This window comes from Glutamicibacter sp. NPDC055354 (genome assembly GCF_053644955.1).
In genome coordinates, this window is sequence record NZ_JBSHMB010000003.1 from 1 (window position 1) to 21,010 (window position 21,010).

17 protein-coding genes and 1 pseudogene are annotated in these 21,010 nt (G+C 61.8%); 3 read left to right on the top strand and 15 right to left on the bottom strand.

The genetic code is table 11. From position 1 onward, the window contains the following. From ACWICV_RS13270 to ACWICV_RS13325, 12 genes and pseudogenes are all read right to left on the bottom strand, one after another. Window positions 1-251, bottom strand: a 251-nt coding sequence (locus tag ACWICV_RS13270) for a hypothetical protein (protein WP_454152496.1), incomplete at its 3' end; no start/stop codon positions are given. 600 nt (window positions 252-851) lie between these two features. Next, window positions 852-1,535, bottom strand: a pseudogene (locus tag ACWICV_RS13275) (sigma-70 family RNA polymerase sigma factor); the annotation flags it as partial. 408 nt (window positions 1,536-1,943) lie between these two features. Continuing rightward, window positions 1,944-3,254, bottom strand: coding sequence for a hypothetical protein (locus tag ACWICV_RS13280; RefSeq protein ID WP_454091270.1), 1,311 nt, complete (start codon window positions 3,252-3,254; stop codon window positions 1,944-1,946). Continuing rightward, window positions 3,251-4,615, bottom strand: coding sequence for a glycosyltransferase (locus tag ACWICV_RS13285; RefSeq protein WP_400290023.1), 1,365 nt, complete (start codon window positions 4,613-4,615; stop codon window positions 3,251-3,253). The genes ACWICV_RS13280 and ACWICV_RS13285 overlap by 4 nt, the downstream gene beginning before the upstream one ends. Then, complete coding sequence (locus tag ACWICV_RS13290; protein WP_454091269.1) at window positions 4,612-5,532, bottom strand: ATP-grasp domain-containing protein; 921 nt, start codon at window positions 5,530-5,532, stop codon at window positions 4,612-4,614. Before ACWICV_RS13290 ends, ACWICV_RS13285 begins: the two co-directional genes overlap by 4 nt. Beyond that, entirely contained in the window at window positions 5,532-6,446 is a 915-nt protein-coding gene (locus ACWICV_RS13295) for a PIG-L deacetylase family protein (protein ID WP_454091268.1), read from the bottom strand. The genes ACWICV_RS13290 and ACWICV_RS13295 overlap by 1 nt, the downstream gene beginning before the upstream one ends. A gap of 615 nt (window positions 6,447-7,061) precedes the next feature. Further along, a complete protein-coding gene (locus ACWICV_RS13300) occupies window positions 7,062-7,529 on the bottom strand; it encodes an LPXTG cell wall anchor domain-containing protein (RefSeq protein WP_454091267.1) in 468 nt (155 codons plus the stop codon). A 118-nt stretch (window positions 7,530-7,647) separates the two neighbouring features. After that, the gene (locus tag ACWICV_RS13305; protein WP_400290015.1) at window positions 7,648-7,965 is read right to left on the bottom strand and encodes a hypothetical protein; all 318 of its coding nucleotides are present in this window, start codon (window positions 7,963-7,965) and stop codon (window positions 7,648-7,650) included. A 249-nt stretch (window positions 7,966-8,214) separates the two neighbouring features. Next, entirely contained in the window at window positions 8,215-9,597 is a 1,383-nt protein-coding gene (gene allB, locus ACWICV_RS13310; RefSeq protein ID WP_400290013.1) for an allantoinase AllB, read from the bottom strand. 151 nt (window positions 9,598-9,748) lie between these two features. Beyond that, on the bottom strand, window positions 9,749-11,542 hold the full coding sequence (gene gcl, locus ACWICV_RS13315) for a glyoxylate carboligase (RefSeq protein WP_402471659.1): 1,794 nt from the start codon (window positions 11,540-11,542) through the stop codon (window positions 9,749-9,751). A gap of 267 nt (window positions 11,543-11,809) precedes the next feature. Further along, a complete protein-coding gene (locus ACWICV_RS13320; protein ID WP_454091266.1) occupies window positions 11,810-12,721 on the bottom strand; it encodes a 2-hydroxy-3-oxopropionate reductase in 912 nt (303 codons plus the stop codon). Between the two features lie 25 nt (window positions 12,722-12,746). Then, a complete protein-coding gene (locus tag ACWICV_RS13325; protein ID WP_402471664.1) occupies window positions 12,747-13,550 on the bottom strand; it encodes a hydroxypyruvate isomerase family protein in 804 nt (267 codons plus the stop codon). Window positions 13,551-13,915: 365 nt separating this feature from the next. On the opposite strand from ACWICV_RS13325, the gene ACWICV_RS13330 reads away from it, so the two are divergent. The 3 genes from ACWICV_RS13330 (at window position 13,916) to ACWICV_RS13340 (ending at window position 16,472) form a co-directional block, all read left to right on the top strand. Further along, the gene (locus ACWICV_RS13330) at window positions 13,916-14,041 is read left to right on the top strand and encodes a hypothetical protein (protein WP_402471666.1); all 126 of its coding nucleotides are present in this window, start codon (window positions 13,916-13,918) and stop codon (window positions 14,039-14,041) included. Window positions 14,042-14,193: 152 nt separating this feature from the next. After that, window positions 14,194-15,717: an NCS1 family nucleobase:cation symporter-1 gene (locus ACWICV_RS13335; RefSeq protein ID WP_454091265.1), complete on the top strand. Its 1,524-nt coding sequence runs from the start codon at window positions 14,194-14,196 to the stop codon at window positions 15,715-15,717. A gap of 8 nt (window positions 15,718-15,725) precedes the next feature. Beyond that, on the top strand, window positions 15,726-16,472 hold the full coding sequence (locus ACWICV_RS13340) for an aspartate/glutamate racemase family protein (RefSeq protein WP_454091264.1): 747 nt from the start codon (window positions 15,726-15,728) through the stop codon (window positions 16,470-16,472). A gap of 160 nt (window positions 16,473-16,632) precedes the next feature. On the opposite strand, the gene ACWICV_RS13345 is transcribed toward ACWICV_RS13340, so the two are convergent. The 3 genes from ACWICV_RS13345 to ACWICV_RS13355 form a co-directional block, all read right to left on the bottom strand. Then, window positions 16,633-18,516 (bottom strand): FAD-dependent monooxygenase, encoded by a 1,884-nt coding sequence (locus ACWICV_RS13345; RefSeq protein WP_454091263.1) that lies wholly within the window; start codon window positions 18,514-18,516, stop codon window positions 16,633-16,635. Window positions 18,517-18,849: 333 nt separating this feature from the next. Continuing rightward, window positions 18,850-20,343 carry an aldehyde dehydrogenase family protein gene (locus tag ACWICV_RS13350; protein ID WP_454091262.1) on the bottom strand — a complete coding sequence of 498 codons (1,494 nt, stop codon included), beginning with the start codon at window positions 20,341-20,343 and terminating at the stop codon, window positions 18,850-18,852. After that, window positions 20,340-21,008 (bottom strand): HD domain-containing protein, encoded by a 669-nt coding sequence (locus ACWICV_RS13355; protein ID WP_454091261.1) that lies wholly within the window; start codon window positions 21,006-21,008, stop codon window positions 20,340-20,342. The genes ACWICV_RS13350 and ACWICV_RS13355 overlap by 4 nt, the downstream gene beginning before the upstream one ends. Window positions 21,009-21,010: the final 2 nt, after the last annotated feature.

Below are 21,010 nucleotides of genomic sequence, written 5' to 3' on the forward strand. Positions count from 1 at the left end.
GTTGGTTCAGGAGTCAGTTCCGGGGTTGGTTCAGGAGTCAGTTCCGGGGTTGGTTCAGGAGTCAGTTCCGGGGTTGGTTCAGGAGTCAGTTCCGGGGTTGGTTCAGGAGTCAGTTCCGGAGTTGGTTCAGGAGTCGGCTCGACTGAAGGCTCCACCGTTGGTTCCGGGGTTGGTTCCGGAGTCGGTTCCACTGTTGGTTCCGGAGTCGGTTCCGGAGTCGGTTCCGGAGTCGGCTCGACTGAAGGCTCCACCGTTGGCTCCGCAGTCGGCTCAAAAGTAGATTCAGAGGTCGCTTCAGGTGACGGTCTTGCCGCTGGCACATGTGACAGCGGGTAAAACGGCCTCGTGAATGGCGATTCCACTTGGTTTGTGAATTCTAATTCGTCTTTCGCATCAGGAACGGTTCGCCCAGTCAGGTCCCGCAAGAACATGGCACGGCTCATGACGGCAGATGGCTCGGCCCCAACCATCGGGGCTTCGACTCCTTCCAGCTGGGGCTGGACTGCGCTTTCGGGTGCGCCCCTTTCTCTTTCATCATGCACGATCAGTATCGGTATCAGACCGATGGCGGACGCTGTTACGGCGACACCCACCAAGCCAACGCCTAAAGTAACGGCCAGGCTACTACCCCCTGCAATACTCACACCGGCCCCCGAAGCAACAGAAGCTGCTGTCCCGGCAGTAGCTCCACCAGCAGCCGTTGCCGTGGCTGCCGAAGCTCCCATTCCTGCAATACCTCCCGAGGCAGGAATTCCCAGCGCAGTAATCCCTCCAACGACCAGAGGAAGGACGAAAGCACGCAAAGTAGCACCGATTTCGTCCAATTCCCCGAACACTACTGCGCAATTCGCGCACGACTTCAAGTGCGCCTTGACTCCACGCTCGTTCCGGCTCCCCAGCGTTCCGCGGATAAAGGCCGGCAGATGTTCACGAATATCGGAACAGCTTGCGGGCAACCCTGACTGGCCATTCATATGCGCAGCCAAGTAGGCTTCGCGCAGTCCCTCTCGCGCGCGTACCGCCAATGCGGAAACCGCATTGGGTGTCATGCCGAGCATTGGCGCAACGTCTCTCGGCGGCAGTTCCTCTACTTCGGTGAGCCACAGGACCGTCTTCCAGCGCTCGGTCAAGGCCTTGAACGCGAGGATGGCAAAGGTGGATTCATGGCGTTCCATCGCCTCGTCCGCGTGCGCATCGCCTGGCAGGAAGTCCTGGACGTCTTCGACGGTAATCTGCTTTGAGGCTGATTTGTTCCTGGAAAAGGCTTCGCGCGATACCGCAGTCAGTAAATAGGCGCGGAAGAACTCATCAGGTCCTGCCCCACGTTCGATGATACGGAAGACCCGCAGGAAAGCTTCGGAGACGACATCCTCGGCATCGGAAGGAGAGTTCGTATGCCTAAACGCTACGTTCAGCGCCACTTGCCTGTGCCGTCGATACAGGTGGTCCTGGGCCTCGCTGCTTCCGTTCCTAACGCCACGAATTAAATCTGCATCGCTGACGTCAGCAAAGCGTGCCCCAGAATCTATTGTCATTACGTCCCCATAACGTTTCACGCGACAGCGCCGGTACCCGCCGCCGATCGCCCCAAGGATTCCCCAATCCCCGAAGCCGGCAAACGGCAACCAATGCCCCGTCGACGATGCCGCCCGACTTTGGACGGCATTTTCATCCTTTAGAACCTATCAGGATTTTTCCAATATCTCTATGAAATGGGTTCGAAAATCCTGAAAGGTGGGCGAGCTCCATCCCCCAAGCTTGCAACTCGCCCACCCGTCAGCATCTTCCCCATAAGACAACTGGACGTCTCGAAACCTCATAATTCCTTGTTGCCCAGCTCAGCGCGTACATCACTTAGATACGCGGAAAAGGGAATCATGACGCAAGAATCCGGATTAATCTGAAATTTTTTCTTCGAGCCGGAATTCGCATAGATTCCGCGATTAGTCCGCATCCGGGCGAGTAGCAGGAACCTGGCTCCAAGCACCCTCCAATGCGGACCATATGCTGTCGTCCATTAACGAAGTGGGGGTAACGGAGACATGCAGCAATGAATGGTCCTCGGCATTCAGCAGTTCCTTGCTCACGGAACTGCTGTCCATGGAACCTGCGCCTTCCCAAAGCCCGATTTCCAAGGAATACTTTTCAGGTTCCTGCTTCATGTACCGCTGTACCAATTCGTCTGTCGAAACCCGATTGGACGATGCGATGCCCCGAAAATTCCAGATGTTCAGGCGGTCAACCACGTTCAGAAGCTGCCCGTAGTCTTGGCCGGAATCAGGGCGTCCCCTTGGATCTCCGTTGGCAGGTGATCGCACATCCATGGTGAGCACCGGACCGGTTTCGTCCAGACTTCCAGCCACTTTCTTCATGATCGAGGTGACTGCGTTTGACCGCCATAGGTAGATTTGCTCTGACGTGGAATCAATCGTTCCGTCAGCAGACCTCGGCCAATCAGGGCGCTCGCTGAACTTCGCAAAATTCTCCAAGTCATCCTCGCCGAACGTGTAGCTGGGAAACATCAGCTCCGTGACGTTGATGCCATCGGGTGCATAGCGCCGAACGGCTTCACTAACCAGCTCGACAAGCCTGGTATCAAGTCCATCCTCTTTCCACGCCGAGATACTTGCCCAGTTCTTGGAAGGATGCCCCTCGGAGTTGATTCCTGCTAGCGATGGACGGCGCTCCAGCTCTCTGCCCAGCAACGTATCGATATTCAAGTAGATTGTTCGAGGTCTACCCTGCTCATCGCAGCGGAAGGCACTAATCGCTTCGGCAACATAGTCCCGCCCGGTTTGCGTGACTTCGCTGGATTCGACATCGCGTTGGGCTGGCCAGGGGAAAGCCACCCAGTCGAGACGTCCAATGGAGAGCGATACTCCTGTCGCCCTGACCGAATTTAATCGACGGGCAATTTCCGGAATACGGTCAGGATCTTCGGCGGTAATATCTTCAAAACCAACGTTCACAACTCTGGAAAATCGGGGAAGTTGGGCGTCTATCTTGGAGTGGCGCATGCCGAGGTTGTCTCCTGGGGAACTGGTGCCCTCTGCGCGAGGGGAATCTTGGCAGGCATGCTGCGGAGGCATCGGCGCAACCACCGTGGGGTCCGGCGTGGGGGTCGGTTGATAGGCTGCAGAAGTGGGGAATCCGGTCATGTAGCAAGCAGCCGCCAACAAAAGAAAAGTCACCAAGCCCGCTATGGCTGCCATTGCCAGTTTCCGGCGTTGACGCTGCATCTTGGCCGTGCTCATGATCCGCTTCCAAGAATGGCAGAGAACTCGCCGCTGGAAATGACACCGGTTCTTTGCAGCTTGTTCCATTTAGCGGGCCTCCCGCGGATCTCAAACGCTACCGCTGCGAGCATGGTGAGCCCCATCCCCGTGGCATAGAACGGCCATAGCGGAAGGGTCCACAGGTTCGCCAAATCCCTCCATGCAGTGTTCAACGCAATGCCAAGAACCACCGAAGCCAGCGTGATTCCGATGCCAATCCAACCGACCACCATCGCGGTGCGACCAATTAAGGTTGCTTCTTCTTCGCCGCCGAAGGTAATCAGCCCGGCCGGGATGAAATAGAGCAATCCGGCAAGCACCAGGATCTGAGCCAGTGGCACCACCACCATCGTGAGAAAATTGAACAGCAGGAACACTCCGAACGGCCCGAACCGGGGGTTGCCGTGCATCCGCCAATGCATCTTGATCGATTGCAGCAGGCCCCGTGCCCAGCGGACTCGTTGCTTCCACAGCGCCTGCAGCGTAGAAGGCGACTCCGCCAAGACAATCGCGCGTGGTTCAAAAGCCACACGATATCCGGCACCGTAGAAGCGCCAGGTCAATTCCAAGTCCTCTCCAACCGTATCGGTGCGGAACCCGCCAAGATCCCTGACCAGATCAGCACGGAATGCACCTATATTCCCGGAAACCACCGGCAAGCAATGAATCAGGGACAGCGCCCGCCGAACAACTCCCGTTCCCAGATGCGAAAGGACCGAAAGCATCTTGGTCAGCACCCTGTCCAGGTTTACAGGCCGGTCATCACCGCAAACCGCGCCCACCTTCACATCGCGGAATCCGGTGAGCAACCACGGAATAGTCACCGGCGAAAAAATTCCGTCGGCATCGACAAAAACCAGTATCTCTCCAGTCGCGAGGGCAATCCCACGATTAAGTGCCGCGCCTTTGCCGGCGTTCTCCTGGCTGATGGCCTGCACCAGGCGATGCTCCTGAGCCAGCTCATGCATCAGCCGTGCGGTGCCATCAGTGGATCCGTCATCAACAATCACCACTTCAGCGAGGTTTCCCTTGCTGCGGACAATTGATTCAACGCAGGCGCGCAATACCACTTCCTCGTTATAGGCCGGGATGATTACCGATACCCTGTAGTCCGGGATCTGCCCGAAATGCCTCGACGCCCGGGTTCGACGGCGGGGCCGCAGAATAGCGTTTGCCGGGATACCAGGAGGCAATGACGACAGCTTCCCGTACCGGGTGAAAAGCAGACCCCGGCGGCATTCGAAAAGCAACGCCAAGGGGATCAACCCCAGCTTGAGCACGCCGACGGAAAGGATGACTGCGGTCAGTGTGTAATAGCCAAGAACGAGTGCCGAACTCATGCACAGCCAACTTGCGCTGTGGACGCCAGCCCGAGCAAGCGCAATGCAGCATCCAGCAGTTCCGGCGCGGACTGGCTATTGGCTCCAAAACGGGCATTGACCTCGAGCACCACCGGTTGCCCATCGCCACCCAGGCGCACGTCCATGTCTACCGGCCCGACCAGCTCTAGCGACTGCACTGCATTCTTGGCCACCCACGCAACATGAGCGGCTATTGGATCATTCGACTCGCAGCGGCGCACCGATACTGCGTTGCCCACGAGTCCCTCGCGCAGCTCGGTCTTCTCCACCACCACGCAGACCTCGATCTCCCCGGAATCAGGGTTCCTGAAGATCATCGGCGCGAATTCGCGTCCGGGGGCAAAGCGCTGCACAAGATCCCGCGTACCAGCCAGTACGCGGCCTGCCCCGAGGTCTCCTGCCGTAGCCAAGCGAACGCCCCGTCCTCCGCGTGATACGCGTGGCTTGATGATGATCTGCTCTTCCGGGCTGAACTGCGCCAAGGCTTCGCCACTGCCAGCGTTGATCCGGGCAAAGTCGGGGACGGGCACGTTGTCCCCTCGCAAAGTCAGCATCGTGTAGTACTTGTCGTCGCTGATCAGCACGGATTCTTTCGAGGAAATCAATAATCGGGCTCCGGCCGATTCCAGCAGCTCTCGGATACTCTCTGCCGAAAGCACCGGGAGTTCTTCGCTGACGGTAGGGATAACCAGTTCAGCTGAGTGCTGGAGAACAATCTCTTGAAGCCGAGTGGGGTACTGCTGGTGACTGGCTGCTGGAACCTGGTGGAAGGCGTCGAGCAGCGGATCAGTTGTTGGCACCATGTCAGCGCCGATGACGCTATGTCCTCGCGCGTGCAGCTGGCGCGCAAGCGAGCTTCCTGCTGGACCGCCGACCCCGGTGACTAGAATCTTCATTAGAAATCCCCCACTGTGGTTGATACGAGGCGCATTACTTCAAACCCTTCGGCCCGCTGCTGCTTGACCTGATTGCCACGGAAAGTGGCCATGGACTCGATCCGCGCACGGGTCATATAGGGCTTGTTCCGCTGATCGGCATGTAGCTTGATGGCTTCCACCTTGACGTCGGTGTAGTTCTCGACGTCAACGAAGAAGCTTGGAGAGAAATCATTGCCCACCGAGGGGCTCTCGAAGCAGAGTATGGAGGGCAGTCGCCTCCCGGCGCGCATTACTGCACGGTGCACCGCCTCATGGTCTTGGTGGATATCAGTAGCAGAATGAGTCAGCACGACATCCGGTTCGAAAGCAGCGATTTCCTCCTCGATCGCTGCAACCATCAGGTTGGAATTCTCCGACAGCCGCGTATCGCAAAAGGACCGCACCGTATGGGACTGGGCACCCAGGTAACCGGCTCCGCGTCGGGCTTCTTGAATCCTGCGAGGAGCATGTCCACCACTTTCACCCTGCGACATGACGACAATACGCACATCATGGCCGGCATCCACCAGTTTCGCGATGGTTGCACCGCAAGCCAGCTCAACATCATCGGGATGTGCTCCGACAGCCAGGAAGCGTCGCGGACGGGTGTTGTTTCGAGGCCTTCGTTGCAACGCCAACATGGACAGGCAGAAAATCAATAGAGAGATGGCCATCATTATGGCCACCACTGCCCCGATGTCCGACTGCTCTTGGGAAAGAAGATGCCAGCAGGCCGCGGCGATGAGCACCAAGTTGCCAGCAACCCAAGCGACAAGGATGGTCTTGTAGTGCGTAAAGTCGCGCACCAGCCATCGTCGTCCCCGCCGGCTCAATGCACTGAAGATCGCGGTTATAGAGGCCACAATGCCGAAGATTGCGAGTGACATACTCATGACGTTCCCTTTCTATGGAGCGTTCAGAAGCGGATCCTTTGCGTTCTTGGCTCTGGTCCTCCTGATAGCGAAGAAAGCCGCATCCCCATGCTGCGCCTGGATTGTTGGGAGATTCCTAAAGCGCATGCTTTCATGCCATCAACGAGTGCCCAATCGATGGATCCATAGAGTTAGAGGGCGCCTGGGTTCACTTCGTGACGGCACTTTCGCAGGAATTCCGAAACTGCGTATCGGCGAGCAAGCAATGCCCATGGTAGTGAGAGCTACAACTGTCAGCTCACTAACGGTTTCTACCGAGGTCCTAGATTCTGGTGAGTCATCGCTGCAGGTTCACAGGGCGGAGGGAACCAGACCGGCAAAGTTCAGATGAGAACACCGGGCGGAGAGGCCATCAGCAACGCACCAAATAAGCCGGCCGGTTGAGTCAAACTCAGGGCGGTCTGAAACAGCTGCCCGTTTTTGCACATCAGCCTGATACGCAAGACGCCCGACCGGAAAGTTAATTCCAGTCGGGCGTATGCGCGAACTATCTTCAACAGCCTAGCTGATCGGTTATACGACGATCGCAAGAGCCTGCTCCGTGAACAGTTCACAGCCTCATTCGAATCCTAGGCTTTAGCCATGACGGCGGTTGCTGCGCCGAGAAATCAGCACACCAGCAGCTGCCAAAAGGAGTCCAGCGACCAACACGTACAGCGCGGTGAAACCTGTGTCCGCAAGCTTGTCATCCTTTTCAGATGGCTGCGGAGCTTCGGCTGAGTCTTCAGCCGAAGTTGACTTCTGAACGAGATCTTCCTCAGCTTCATCGGGATGCCACACCGTATGCCCCGGTGCAAGCACCACTGCGGCATGGAGCTGCGGGTCTTGGGCTAGCTGCAGGGAAATCTTCTCGAGTTCTTCCAGCGCCTCGAATGGCCGCTCCGAGAAATCATGGACGGCACCCTTCCGGTCCCCCATCCAGGATTTCGCGAACCAGGTCCGTCCGGTTTCGGGCGCTGCGCGCACCAGCAAGAGGCGTGATGCGGGATCTGCCCAGCGCAGGAAGCGTGGCAAGGTCGGGTGCACCCGGGTTGCTTCAACCACCGCTATACCTCCAGCCCGTTATCACGTGGGCCAAGCCAAGTGCGGCCCTGCATGGGCTTGAGACTACCAATCTCGTCTTTGACTAACTATCCCGTTGCGTCCGGCCGAATCCCTGTGCTCATCTGCTGTCCTCTAAACCGCGGTTCAAGGCCCCGGTCCGGCGCAGGTCCCCGAGCGCCGAAAGCACTTCAATCCGCGGTGCCGGGAGTTGCCGGGTACCGCTGGCTGGACTCGGAGCTTCATCACGCTCGGCCGGACGCTGATCAGTTGGAGTGCCGTTGGCATGACGGCGCCAATGGGCATAGGTCTTGAGCCCGAAGGCAAGGAGCACAGCCATGAGGATCGCGCCGAGAACCAGCGACGCCTGAACCACTTCGCCCAACGCCAGATCGTCGACTTCTTTGCTCATTATCGAAGCAGCAGTAATCGCGTTCATACCCATTTCCTGTATTCAGAGTGACGGCTGCTCTATCCCCATAGTGCTGACAGTCTATGAGCTGGGCAGCCCAATCCTTTAACGCCACATCCAATCGATACCTGTTTGTTATGCGCCAGGGAAATAGCCTGCGTACCACCGGTGAATACGCTGCGAATCTGTGGTGGCCAAAGCACGCCGGGGCTATTATTGCCCACGGCGCGGCAGAGCCCCCGTCCTGCGGACAGGGGCTCTGCGAGGTACCGGTTCCTAGCTCTCGCGGCGGATCAGCTGACCCGTTGGATTCTGGAAATCCACGTCGGTCCCGGCAATGATGGACCGGCGGACCACGCCGCTCAGCGTCTTGCCCTGGTACGGGGAGATCGGGTTCTTGTGGTGCAGCTTCTGGACGTCCACCTCGAAGGTGTCCTCAGGAGCGAAGACCGCGAAGTCCGCGTCCTTGCCTACCTCGATGCTGCCCTTGGCGCTCAGTCCGGCAAGCTTCGCGGGATTCAGGCCCATCCACTGCACGACCTGTTCCAGCTTCAGCCCGCGCTTCTTCGCCTCGCTCCAGATCAGCGGCAGCCCCAGCTGCAGCGAAGCCACTCCGCCCCAGGCCACGCCGAAGTCGCCGTTCTCCACATCCTTCAGGTCGATGGTGGACGGGGAATGATCCGAAACGATGCAGTCGATGACGCCTTCTTCCAGGCCCTTCCAGAGCAGCTCGCGGTTGTCGTTCTCGCGGATCGGAGGGCAGCATTTGAAGGCGGTGGCACCGTCGGGGATTTCCTCGGCCAGCAAGGTCAGGTAGTGCGGGCAGGTTTCCACGGTGAGCAGCACGCCCTCGGCCTTCGCCTCGCGGATCATCTCAAGCGCATCCGAGCTGGACAGGTGCAGCACGTGGGCGCGCACTCCGGTTGTGCGGGCGCGTTCGATCACCTGCGCGATGGCGGTGTTCTCGGCATCGCGCGGGCGCGAGTCCAGGAAGCCGGCGTACTTGCCGCCCACCGGTTGCGGGGAGTTGCCGATGATATCGGAGTCCTCGGCGTGCACGATCATCAGCGAGTCGAAGGAGGCCAGTTCGGCCATGTCCTCTTCCATTTCGCCAACGCTCAGGGACGGGAACTCGTCGACTCCCGAATGCAGCAGGAAGCACTTGAAGCCGAAGACTCCGGCCTCGTGCAGCTCGCGCAAATCCTTTTTGTTGCCCGGGATGGCACCGCCCCAGAAGCCGACGTTGACATAGGCGTTCTTGGAAGCGGCCGCGCGCTTGATTTCCAGCGCTTCGAGGTTCACCGTGGGCGGGATGGAGTTCAGCGGCATGTCCACGATGGTGGTCACCCCGCCGGCAGCGGCGGCCTTGGTCGCCGACTCGAACCCTTCCCATTCGGTGCGGCCTGGCTCATTCACGTGCACATGGGTATCAACGAGTCCGGGCAGCAGGACCTCGTCGGAGGCCACCTCGATGACGCGCTCTGCGGCCAGTCCGGCACCCAATTCCTGCACGGCGACGATCTTTCCGTCGCGCACGCCGATTTCGCGCGGGCCAATGCCCTGCGCGGTCAGCACTTGCTGGCCGCGCAGCACCAGATCATAGGTTGTTCCGGTGGCGGTCGGGGACGATGTGCGGCCAACAGCTTCGTTGATGCTCATGAGGTGTTCCTACTCGTTAATTGCTAGGTGTTCTTGGGGCTCGGCAGCTCTATGCCAAGTCTAGGTTGTTGTGGCGCGGGGCACACCCGTATTGGTGAACCGGTGCCCCGCGCCAAACTTTGCGGGTTGCAGGTCAGCGACGACTGCCCTTTCACGCACCCACGGTGGCCGAGGCTGCCATCGGCACCAACGCGGTTGGTGCATCGGCGGCGTCCAAAGCCAGGTCTTCGAATTCATTGACGGCATCCAGCTGGGCGCCCATGGCGATGTTGGTGACCTTTTCCAGAATCACTTCCACCACAACTGGCACCTGGTGCTCTTCGGCCAGCGCATTGGCCTGCGCGAATCCGGCAGCCAGCTGGCTGGGATCCTCGACGCGCACGGCCTTGCAGCCCAGGCCCTCGGCGACCTTCACATGGTCCACGCCGTAGCCGTTGGTTTCCGGGGAGTTGATGTTATCGAAGCCCAGAGACACGTGGTAATCCATCTCGAAGGCGCGCTGCGATTGGCGGATCAGTCCGAGGTAGGAGTTGTTGACCACCACGTGCACGTACGGCAGCTTGAACTGGGCGCCGACGGCCAGCTCCTCGATCATGAACTGGAAATCGTAGTCTCCGGAGAGGGCCACGACTTTCTCCCCCGGCTTGCCGCGCACGACGCCCAGGGCGGCCGGTCCGGTCCAGCCCAGCGGGCCGGCCTGTCCGGCGTTGATCCAGTTGCGCGGCTTGTAGACATGCAGCATCTGCGCGCCGGCGATCTGGCTGAGCCCGATGGTGGACACGTAGGTAGTGTCCTGGCCGAAGGCGGCGTTCATTTCCTGGTAGACGCGCTGCGGCTTGATCGGCACGTTCTCGAAGTTGGTCTTGCGGTGCCCGGTGGACTTGCGGGCGGTGGCCTCGTTGGCCCAGGCCGAGTAGTCCGGCAGGGTGCCGGCGGCCTTGCGCTCGCGCACGACTTCCAGGATGGCCTCGATGGCGGCGCCGGCATCCGAGGTGATTCCCAGGTCCGGGGAGAACACCCGGCCGATCTGCGTGCCTTCGATATCCACGTGGATGAATTTGCGTCCGGCGCGGTAGGTGGCCAGATCCCCGGTGTGGCGGTTGGCCCAGCGGTTGCCCAGGCCCAGCACCATATCCGATTCCAGGAAGGTCTGGTTGCCGTACTTGGTGTGCGTCTGGATGCCGACCATGCCCGACTGCAGGCGGTGGTCATCCGGGATGGCGCCCCAGCCCATCAGGGTCGGGGAGACCGGGATGTCCAGTTCCTCGGCGAGTTCGACCAGCTGCGCGCTGGCGTTGGCGTTGATCACGCCGCCGCCGGCAATGATGATCGGCTTGCTTCCGGAGAGCAGCAGGTCCACGATCTTCTCGGCCTGGCCGCGCGTGGCCTTCGGCTTCTGGACCGGCAACGGCTCATAGGCATCGATGTCGAAGTCGATCTCGGCCATCTGCACGTCGATCGGCAGGTCGATCAGGGCCGGGCCCGGGCGGCCCGAGCGCATGATCTGGAAGGCCTTGGCGAAGGTGCCCGGAACCAGTCCCGGCTCCAGCACGGTCGAGGCATACTTGGTCACCGGCTTGGCGATGGACTCGATGTCCACGGCCTGGAAGTCCTCCTTGTGCAGCACATTGGTGGGGGCCTGCCCGGTGATGCACAGCATCGGGATGGAGTCGGCGATCGCGGCGTACAAGCCGGTGATCATGTCGGTGCCGGCAGGGCCGGAGGTGCCCAGGCACAGGCCGATCTTGCCGGTGGCCCGCGAGTAGCCGTCCGCGGCGTGGCTGGCACCCTCGACGTGGCGGTGCAGGGTGTGGCGGATGCCGCCGTGGGCCTTCATGGCCGAGTACAGCGGGTTGATCGCGGCCCCTGGCAGGCCGAACGCCTCGGTGGCGCCCTCCTTGGCCAGGATCTGGACGACGGCGTCGATTGCGCGCATCTTAGGCATGGGAATACGTCCTTTGGAACGAGAAGAAGAAAAGAAGGATACCTACGGCGGGAAGCCAAGGTGCATGAGTCACCACAACGCCGCTTCCTTGAGCACCAGCTAGCGGCGATGAACTGGAACAAAGCCCATTGCGCAGCGGATACGGCGCGTCGGGCCCCTGCCGTGTACCAGGGGTCCGGCGGCACCGGAGCGTAGCCGGTATTGCGCGGCCGCTAGCTGAAGAAGCGGGTTACCTAGTTGTCCCCGCCGTAGGAAGTTGTGGTGGTGCTAGGCAGGGACCGGGGCGTCGATCTTTCCGGCCAGGCGCTGCACCCCGCGGAAGAGGCCCGAATGGTCCAGTGCCCCGTCGCCGGAAGCCACGGTGGAGGTGACCAGCTGGGCAACCAATGCTCCCAGGGGCAGCACGACGCCCGCTTCGCGGGCCGCAGAGGTCACGATGCCCATGTCCTTGTTGTGCAAGGCCAGGCGGAAGCCCGGGGCGAATTCGCGGTCCAGGATCTTCTGGGCCTTCTGGTCAAGCACCTTGGAGCCGGCCAGGCCGCCGCCGAGGACCTTGATGGCCGCGTCGGTGTCCACGCCATAGGCTTCGAGGAAGAGCACCGCTTCGGACAGGGCCTGGATGTTGGCCGCGACGATCAGCTGGTTGGCCGCCTTGACGGTCTGCCCGGAGCCCGAAGGACCCACCAGCACGATGGTCTTGCCCACCGCTTCGAGCACCGGCTTGGCCGCCTCGAAGTCGGCTTGCTCGCCGCCGGCCATAATGGACAGCACGCCCTCGATGGCGCCGGCCTCGCCGCCGGAGACCGGGGCATCGAGCGGGCGCAGTCCGGCGTCGCGGGCCGAGGCCGCAAGCTCGACGGCCACGTCGGGACGGATCGAGGAGTTGTCGATCCACAGGGCTCCGGCCTTCGCGTTGGCGAAGACGCCCTCTTCGCCGAGGGTGACGGCTTGGACATCCGGGGAATCCGGAACCATGGTGATGACCACGTCTGCATTGGCCACGGCTTGCGCGATGGAGGCGGCCTTGGTTCCGCCAGCGGCGGCCAGCTCGTTGCCGGCCTTGTCGCTGCGGTTGTAGCCGGTGACGTGATAGCCGGCGTTGACCAGGTTCTTGGCCATCGGCAGGCCCATGATGCCCAGTCCGATGAAGGCGATGTTCTGCGACATGTGATTCTCCAAAAATTCTTGTGCGAAAAGGTGTTCTCTAGACTGCGGCGTTGCTGCTGGCGTTCTGGAGCCAGTCGAAGGCGGTGGCCGCTTCCTGCTTGTACTCCAGGGCGACGTTGCCGGTGTAGCCCAACTCGCGCGAGCGCTTGATCCAGTCCTGCAGCGGCAGGTCCCCGGTGCCCGGAGCTCCGCGGCCCGGCGCATCGGCGATCTGGATATGGCCGAAGTCCTTGGCATGCGCTTCAATGACGGCGGCGACGTCATCGCCGTTGACTGACAGGTGGTAGAAGTCGGCCAGCAGCGCGATGTTCCCTTCGCCCTGGGCCTTGACAGCCTCGACAACCGCAAGCGCCTGGGCCGCAGTTTTCAGCGGGTAGGCTTCCGTGCCGGAGACCGGCTCGATCAGCACGGTGCCGCCGACCTTGGCCACGCCCTGGGCCGCGGCCACCAGGTTCTCCAAGGCCAGCTCATCCTGGGCCGCCGGGTCGGCGCCCTCGATGCGGTTGCCGTACAGGGCGTTGAAGGCCTTGCAGCCGGTAGCTTCGGCGATGGCCACGACGGCGTCGACATTGTCCTTGAATTCGGACTCGCGCCCCAGCCATGAAACCAGTCCGCGGTCGCCTGCCGGCATGTCGCCGGCGAAGAAGTTCAATCCGTCCAGCTGGACGCCGGCGTTGGCCAGCGAGGCAAGAAATTCGTCGACCTGCTTGCCGGAGGGTGCGGCTTCGCCAAATGGCCACCAGAATTCGACGCTGTCGAAACCCGCCTGCTTGGCGGCATCCGCGCGCTGCAGCAGCGGCAACTCGGTGAGGAGGATCGAGCAGTTCAGAGTGTAGGACACTGGATTTCCCTTCAAGAACACCTTCCAAAGATTCCGCTTTATGGAAGTTAGCTTTTGCTTTATGAAAACTCTAGGACGAGACGCCAATCACTGTCAAGAAGGTTTCGGGACGAAGTGCCGATGCGCGCAGAGTCGCACAGAAGGGCGCTGCAGTGGCATCAGGACAGGAATGGCGCCCGGTGCGATCCTGATAAAAGCAGGCTCATTAGCGGATTCCGGGAATGGAATAAAAGGCTCCGGAATCCGGCCAAAATACCATCTGGTGAAATCATCATTTTCTATTGCGGGAATGTGATCCAGTGCATACAGTGGTGGTTACTCACCTGGCACATATCTCGGAGTGACTTCCTAGCTCAGGAGCAGCCATGCTTTTTCCACCGTGCATCACGCACAGCGCCCAGCGGCTTGCCGCTGCGCCGCGCCCGGCCATGCCGCTTCTCGGCTCGCCGGCCGAGTTCTACGTGAATTTCGGACAGCCGATCTACCCGTAAGCGGGCCCGCCTACCTGCCCTGCGTCCCCGCAGGCAGGCACGGGCCGTTCAACTGAGCGCTCCGCTTCCCCCAGATCTGTCATTTTCCCCTGTCGCAGTGCGCCCGAATGCGCCTTGCCCGGATACATGACCCTTTGACAAGGATGTCCATCATGTCGCAAAAGACCCCTGAAATGGTGCCCGAGGCCGCACCGCAGGAAAACCCGCACGCTATCGACCGGGCCAATCCCTTCGAGTTGAGCGCGTCGCTCTACAACCAGGACCTGGCACCTACCGCCCGCAAGGGACGCACCTGGAGCTCTTACAGCATCTTCACCCTGTGGGCCAACGACGTGCACTCCCTGGGCAACTACACCTTCGCCATCGGGCTCTTCGCCCTGGGCATGAGCGGATGGCAGATCCTCGGCGCGCTGGGCATCGGAGCGGTCCTGCTCTTCGCGCTGCTGAACTTCTCGGGATTCATGGGCGAGAAAACCGGGGTCCCCTTCCCGGTGATGAGCCGCATCGCCTTCGGCATCAACGGCGCCCAGATCCCCGCGCTGCTGCGCGGGGCCGTGGCCATTGCCTGGTTCGGCATCCAGACCTACCTCGCCGCCCAGGTCCTCGCCGTCATGGTGATTGCCGTGGCCCCGGGGTCCGCAGCCCTGGAGCAGACCAGCTTCCTGGGACTGAACGCCCTGGGCTGGATCTGCTTCGTCGCCCTCTGGGCGGTGCAGCTGGTCATCGTCAGCTACGGCATGGAGATGATCCGCAAGTACGAGGCCTTCGCTGGCCCGGTCATCCTGGCCACCTTCCTGGGCCTGGCCATCTGGATGCTCTTCGAATCGGGTTTCAACGTCTCGATGAGCACCGGCGAATCGAAGACCGGCATCGAGATGTGGACCGCGATGTTCGGCGCAGCCGCCCTGTGGGTCTCGATCTACGGCACCTTCGTCCTGAACTTCTGCGACTTCACCCGTGGCGCATCCTCCAAGAAGGCGATCGTGAAGGGCAACTTCTTCGGCATCCCGCTGAACATGATGTTCTTCGGCGCCATCGTGGTGGTCCTGACCGGTACGCAGTTCTCCATCAACGGCCAGGTCATCACCTCGCCGTCGGATATTGTGGGCGCGATCCCGAACACCTTGCTGCTATTGCTGGCCTCCGCCGCCCTGCTGGTGCTGACCATCGCGGTGAACCTGATGGCCAATTTCGTGGCACCGACCTACGCATTGACCAACCTGCTCCCGAAGAAGCTGAACTTCCGCACCGCCGCACTGATCTCCGGAGTCATCGGCCTGGTCATCCTGCCCTGGAACTTGTACAACTCCCCCGAGATCATCAACTACTTCCTGGGCGGCCTGGGCGCGCTGCTTGGCCCGCTGTTCGGCATCATCATGGCCGACTACTGGCTGATCCGCAAAGCCCGGATCAACGTCTTGGACTTGTACCGCTCGGATGCCGAAGGCACCTACTACTTCACCCGCGGCGTGAACTACCGGGCCGTCGGGGCACTGGTGATCAGCTCGGTGATCGCACTGGTGCTGGCCTTCGTCCCTGCCCTGCACATTGTCGGTCCGTTTGCCTGGTTCCTGGGTTCGAGCGCCGGTGCCCTGGCCTACCTGGCCTTGGCCAAGCGCCAGCACGATCTGGCAGACATCGATGGCGAGCCGATCGCCGTGGCACCAACCCACTAGGACAACTGATGCGCATTCTGATCCTGAACGTCAACACCACGCAGTCCATGACCCGCGCCATCGGGGATTCCGCACGGCAGGTCGCCTCGCCCGGCACCGAGATCGTCGAGCTGACCCCGGATTTCGGGGCGGACTCCTGCGAAGGCAATTTCGAAAGCTACCTGGCGGCCATCGCCGTAATGGACAAGGTGGTCCGCTACACCGAGCCATTCGACGCGGTCATCCAAGCAGGCTACGGCGAGCACGGCCGCGAGGGCCTGCAGGAGCTGCTGGATATCCCGGTCGTGGACATTACCGAAGCCGCCGCCTCCACGGCGCAATTCCTCGGCCACAAGTATTCGGTGGTCACCACGCTGGACCGCACGGTGCCGCTGATCGAGGACCGGCTGAAACTGGCCGGCCTGACCGACCGGCTCGCCTCGGTGCGCGCCAGCGGGCTGGGCGTGCTGGAACTGGAATCCGATCCGCAGCGCGCGGTAGCGGCCATCGTCGAGCAATCCCGCCAGGCAGTGGAGCACGACAAGGCCGAAGTGATCTGCCTGGGCTGCGGCGGCATGGCCGAGCTGGAGGAACAGGTGCGGCTGGCCACCGGCGTGCCAATTGTTGATGGCGTGCGCGCAGCGGTGACCATCGCGGAGTCGCTGGTCCGCATGGGGCTGAGCACCTCCAAGGTGCGCACCTACGCTCCCCCGCGGCCCAAGACCGTGACCGGCTTTCCCATGACTCCGGCGGCCGTCGTTCCGGCGGGTCTCTGAATGCCAAGCCAAATGGCAGGCTCAGCCCAGCGCGCTCACAGTCAGCCGTCCTAGAGTTATAAGTACCTCATGAAGGTGCGAGTGATGACAAAAGGAAACCCCGGTGCTTCGGCACCGGGGTTTTCTTCTTGCCCTGCTCTCCATCGAGGACCGGATTGGCCTAGGAGAATTCAGGCACCTTCGGCAAAGCCATGTTCTTCGAGAAGAACTCGGCCAGTTCCGCGCGGGCAGTCAACGGCAAGACCTGGGCGACATACATGTCCGGGCGGACGACAACCAGGGCTCCGGCCCGGTCGATCTTGCGCTCGGTGAAGATATCCTGATGCGGGATCGCGGCATAGACCTTCTCCCAGTCGGTGATCTGGACCTGGCCCACCTTCGGCAGGAACAGCCGTGGCACCTTGTTGATTTCCACCTCATGGTAGTCCTGCTGGTAGATCACCTTGGCGTCGAATACGCTGTCGATGTCTTGGCCCTCAGCGGTGTACGCGGTAATTGGCGAATCGGCAGAATTCTCCAGCCATTGCGCCAGCTGTTCGAGCTCTTGCCCCGATTCGTCGGCAAAGGCGTAGAGCCTCCAGCGCCCATCGGCACGGAAGTGGTGCCCGAGCTGCACCGTGGTGGTATCGCAGACGCGGGAGACCTGCGCGGATTTGAAGCGCATGCCCACCGGGAAGCCTTCGGCCAGCTTCTGGTGCGCGGTCCCGCCGGTCAGCGTGGACAGCTCGTACTTGGTGTCGAAGCCGCCGGGGAAGTTGGCGGTCTTCACGAAGAAGTCGATGATCTCGTGCGGGCCTTCCATTTCCTCCGGGCTGCGCGACATCATCGCAGACCATTCCTTGTCGTAGTCGATGAGCTTCTGCGCAACATCCTGGCGCTCTTCGTTATAGGTCTTCAACAGCGACTCGTCGCTGCGCCCGGTGAGCACCTGGCCCAGCTTCCAGGACAGGTTCCACCCGTCCTGGATGGAAACGTTCATGCCCTGGCCGGCCTTGGCGCTATGCGTATGGCAGGCATCGCCGGCGATGAACACATGCGGGTTCAGCGATGGATCATTTTTCGCGGCGACATCATCGAAGCTCTGGGCCACCGAGTGGCGCACCTCGTAGATGCTGAACCAGGTCACCTCGCGCACATCCACCGAGTACGGGTGCAGGATGCGGTTGGCGCGGGCGATGGCTTCTTCCGCGGTGGTGGCGCGGACCTGCGCCCGGTTCTGGTCGTTCGGGGTATCCAGCGACACGTAGAAGCGAGTCAGGAAGCCGCCTTCGCGGGGAATCAGCAGGATGGATCCGTCTTTGTCGGACTGGATGCCGCTGCGCGTGCGGAAGTCCGGGAAGTCGGTGTTGGCCAGCATGTCGATCACTGCCCAGGCCTGGTCGGCAGGGTCGGTGACCACCTCGACGTCGATGCAGCTGCGCACCTTGCTCCGCGCGCCGTCGCAACCGACAACATACTTGGCGCGCACCGTGCGCTCGATGCCGTGCTCGTCATTGATGCGGACTTCTACCGGATAGTCGCCGGAATCGTGGACCACCAGGTCCAGGAATTCGACACCGTAGTTGATGTTGATGCGGGCCGGGCCGTTTTCTGCGCGCTCTGCGAAGTAGTCGATCACGCGGGCCTGGTTGACGGTGAGGATCGGGAATTCGCTGACATATGCCGGCGGATCATCAGCACGGGCGCCACGGGCAATTTCGGCAGGGTTCTGCGGATGCGGACCCCAGAAGCTCATCTCGCGCATGTGCGCTGCCTCGTGCGCGATCTCGTCGTAGAACTCGAAGGCCTGGAAGGTTTCGCAGCTGCGCGGGAACAGGCCGTCGGCGCGGCCCGCGGCCAGCCGCTCCGGGCGGGCTTCGATGATGCGGGTGTGGACCTCGGGATACTCGGTCAACTGGGCAGCCTGGACGATGCCGGCGGGTCCGGCGCCGACGATGAGCACATCCATCGTCTCGGGCAGTTCTGCAGTACGGTTCACTCCCGTACCTTCTGCATTCCTGATACGAGGGTTGCGGCCGACATATCCGTCGTGGTGGTACTGCATCCTGGAGCTCCTTAGCTGGGTCGCATGATCTTCAGGCAGGAACTGCACTGTCGCTGCCGATCATTTGAAAAAGTTCTTCGCGCTCGCATGATTGTGATGCGGAACACGCTGAGGACTAGTAGCAATCCTGCGCCCTTCCGCGGGGAAGCACCACGTGAATCTTCCACCCAGCGGAAGCCATCTTTTAAATCCCATTTATGGCATTTGACCAGATGTTCCAGTGGTTTCAGCGCTTTTTCCGCGGCCCGCATTAGCGCCAAAAAGGGCAGCAGGACGTCTCGGGCGCACCGGCCCGAGACGTCCTGCTGCTATGCTTGCCGGTCGGTGTTCTTGCTAGCGGACCTGGCGATGGATGGACTTGTAGCTCAGGTACGCCGAGAGCCCCTCGGGACCGTATTCGGCGCCCAGGCCGGAGTCGTTGCGCCCGCCAAATGGCGCCGCATGGTTCGAAGCGAAGAAGTTGATGCCCACGCTGCCCGAATCGATCCGGTCAGCGACCTGCACCGCGTGCTGCTCATCGGAGCTGAAGACCAGGCCGCCCAAGCCGAATTCGGTGTTATTCGCCAGGGCAATGCCCTCGGCTTCGTCCTGGTACTTGAGCACGGTGATCACCGGTCCGAAGATTTCCTCGCGGGATATCCTCATGTCCGGCGTGACACCGGCAAAAACGGTTGGCTCGATGAAGTATCCGCCGGCCAGCTCGGCCTCCATCGCGGCCTTGCGGCCACCTGCAACCGCCTGCGCGCCTTCGGCGTGGCCTGCCTGGAGGTACCCCAGGACCGTCTCGTACTGGCTCTTGTTGGCCGAAGGGCCGAACACCGTGCCGGCCTGCAACGGGTCCCCTTGGGTTCCTGCGGAAATCGTTGCGCGCACCGTCTCCACGACGTCGTCGTAGCGCTGCGCTGGGGCCAGGATCCGGGTGGAGATGTAGCACGTCTGCCCGGTATTGCGCATGCACGAGCGGATCAGCCGCGAACTGAGCACCTCCATATCGGCATCCGGCAGCACCAAGGCGCTGGACTTGCCGCCCAGTTCCAAGGTGACCGGCCGCAGCAGCTCGCCGCAGGCCGCGGCGATCTTGCGCCCCACCGGCGTGGACCCGGTGAATGCGACCTTGGAGACCAGCGGATGGCGAACCAGTTCATCGCCCATGCGCCCCGGCCCGGTGACCAGGTTGGCGACGCCCGCTGGCACTCCGGCGGCAGCCATGGCATCCATGATAATGCGGAAGGACAGCGGTGTTGGCGAAGCCGGCTTCATGACCACGGTGCACCCCGCCAGCAGGGCCGGGGCCAGCTTGATCACCATCAGGTTGATGGGGAAGTTCCAGGGGGCAATCAGCGCGCAGACCCCCACCGGGTCACGGCGGACCAGGGATTCCCCGGACCCGTTCGGGAAGGGGCGCAGGTCCTCGTTTTCCAGCAATGGAGCCAGCGATGCGAAGTAGCGGAAGATTGAGGCGGCATTGGCAGCCGCTCCCTGCGTTTCCGAAATCGGGGACCCGTTTTCCAGGGTATTGGTCAGCGACAATTCGGTGGCCCGGGCCTCCACTTCGTCGGCGATACGCAGCAGCAAGGCCGCACGATCCGACGGCGAGCAGCTTCGCCACTGCGTTCCGTGGAACGCGGCGTGCGCGGCGCCCACCGCGCGATCGATGTCCTGGCTGGTGCCTGCCGGAACCGAGCCCCATACTTGCCCAGTGGCCGGATCGGTGACCTCGATGCGCCCGGTTCCCGCAGAGCCAACCCATCCCCCGTCAATGAAATGCGTATCGACATGGCGGTACGGGATCGCCAAGCTGTCGCGGGTGCTTGCGGCCGCGCTCATCGCAGGGCCTTGGTCCGCAGCAGCGACCGGGAGCGGGCCAGGTCAGCGGTGGCCATGGCCACGGCCGCCTCGGTGATCAGCTCCGGGATGATCTCGGTTTCCAGCCGGTCGGTGTAGGTGCTCGGGTCCTGGCCGAACCAGCCCGACGCCAGTGCGATGCCCGCCTGGTCGAAGCGCCACAGCCGATCCGCGTCGCGCATCAGCGCATCCTCCAGCGAATAGGCCACCGCACGGGTGTCATGCCCATCGATGATCGCGCAGACGGCTTCGACGAACTGCGCGCCATAGCCCAGCGGCGGCAGCACGCGCCGGGCCACTTCGCAGCCCTCGCGCTCGTGCTCGTAGCGGATATCCGCTGTGCGCCAGTCGCCGCGGAAGCCGTCGGAGATGATCTTTTCTTCATCGACGTGGGCCCAGCCGGTGTCGTGCAGCAGGGTGGAAACCAGCACCAGGGTGCGGTCCGCTTCCGGATAGGCGTCGCACAGGCGACGGGCGAAGGACAGCGAAATCGGCAGGTGGATGTCGTTGCCGCGGGCACGGGTTTCCGGTTCCACCGCGGCCCAGATCTTGTCCAGTTCGCCGTCGAAGTGCTCATCCAGGGCAATGGGCCTGGTGTTGATGGAGCCCTGCGCAGGCAGTGGCCGGGTCTCGTTCAGAGTGGTCATGA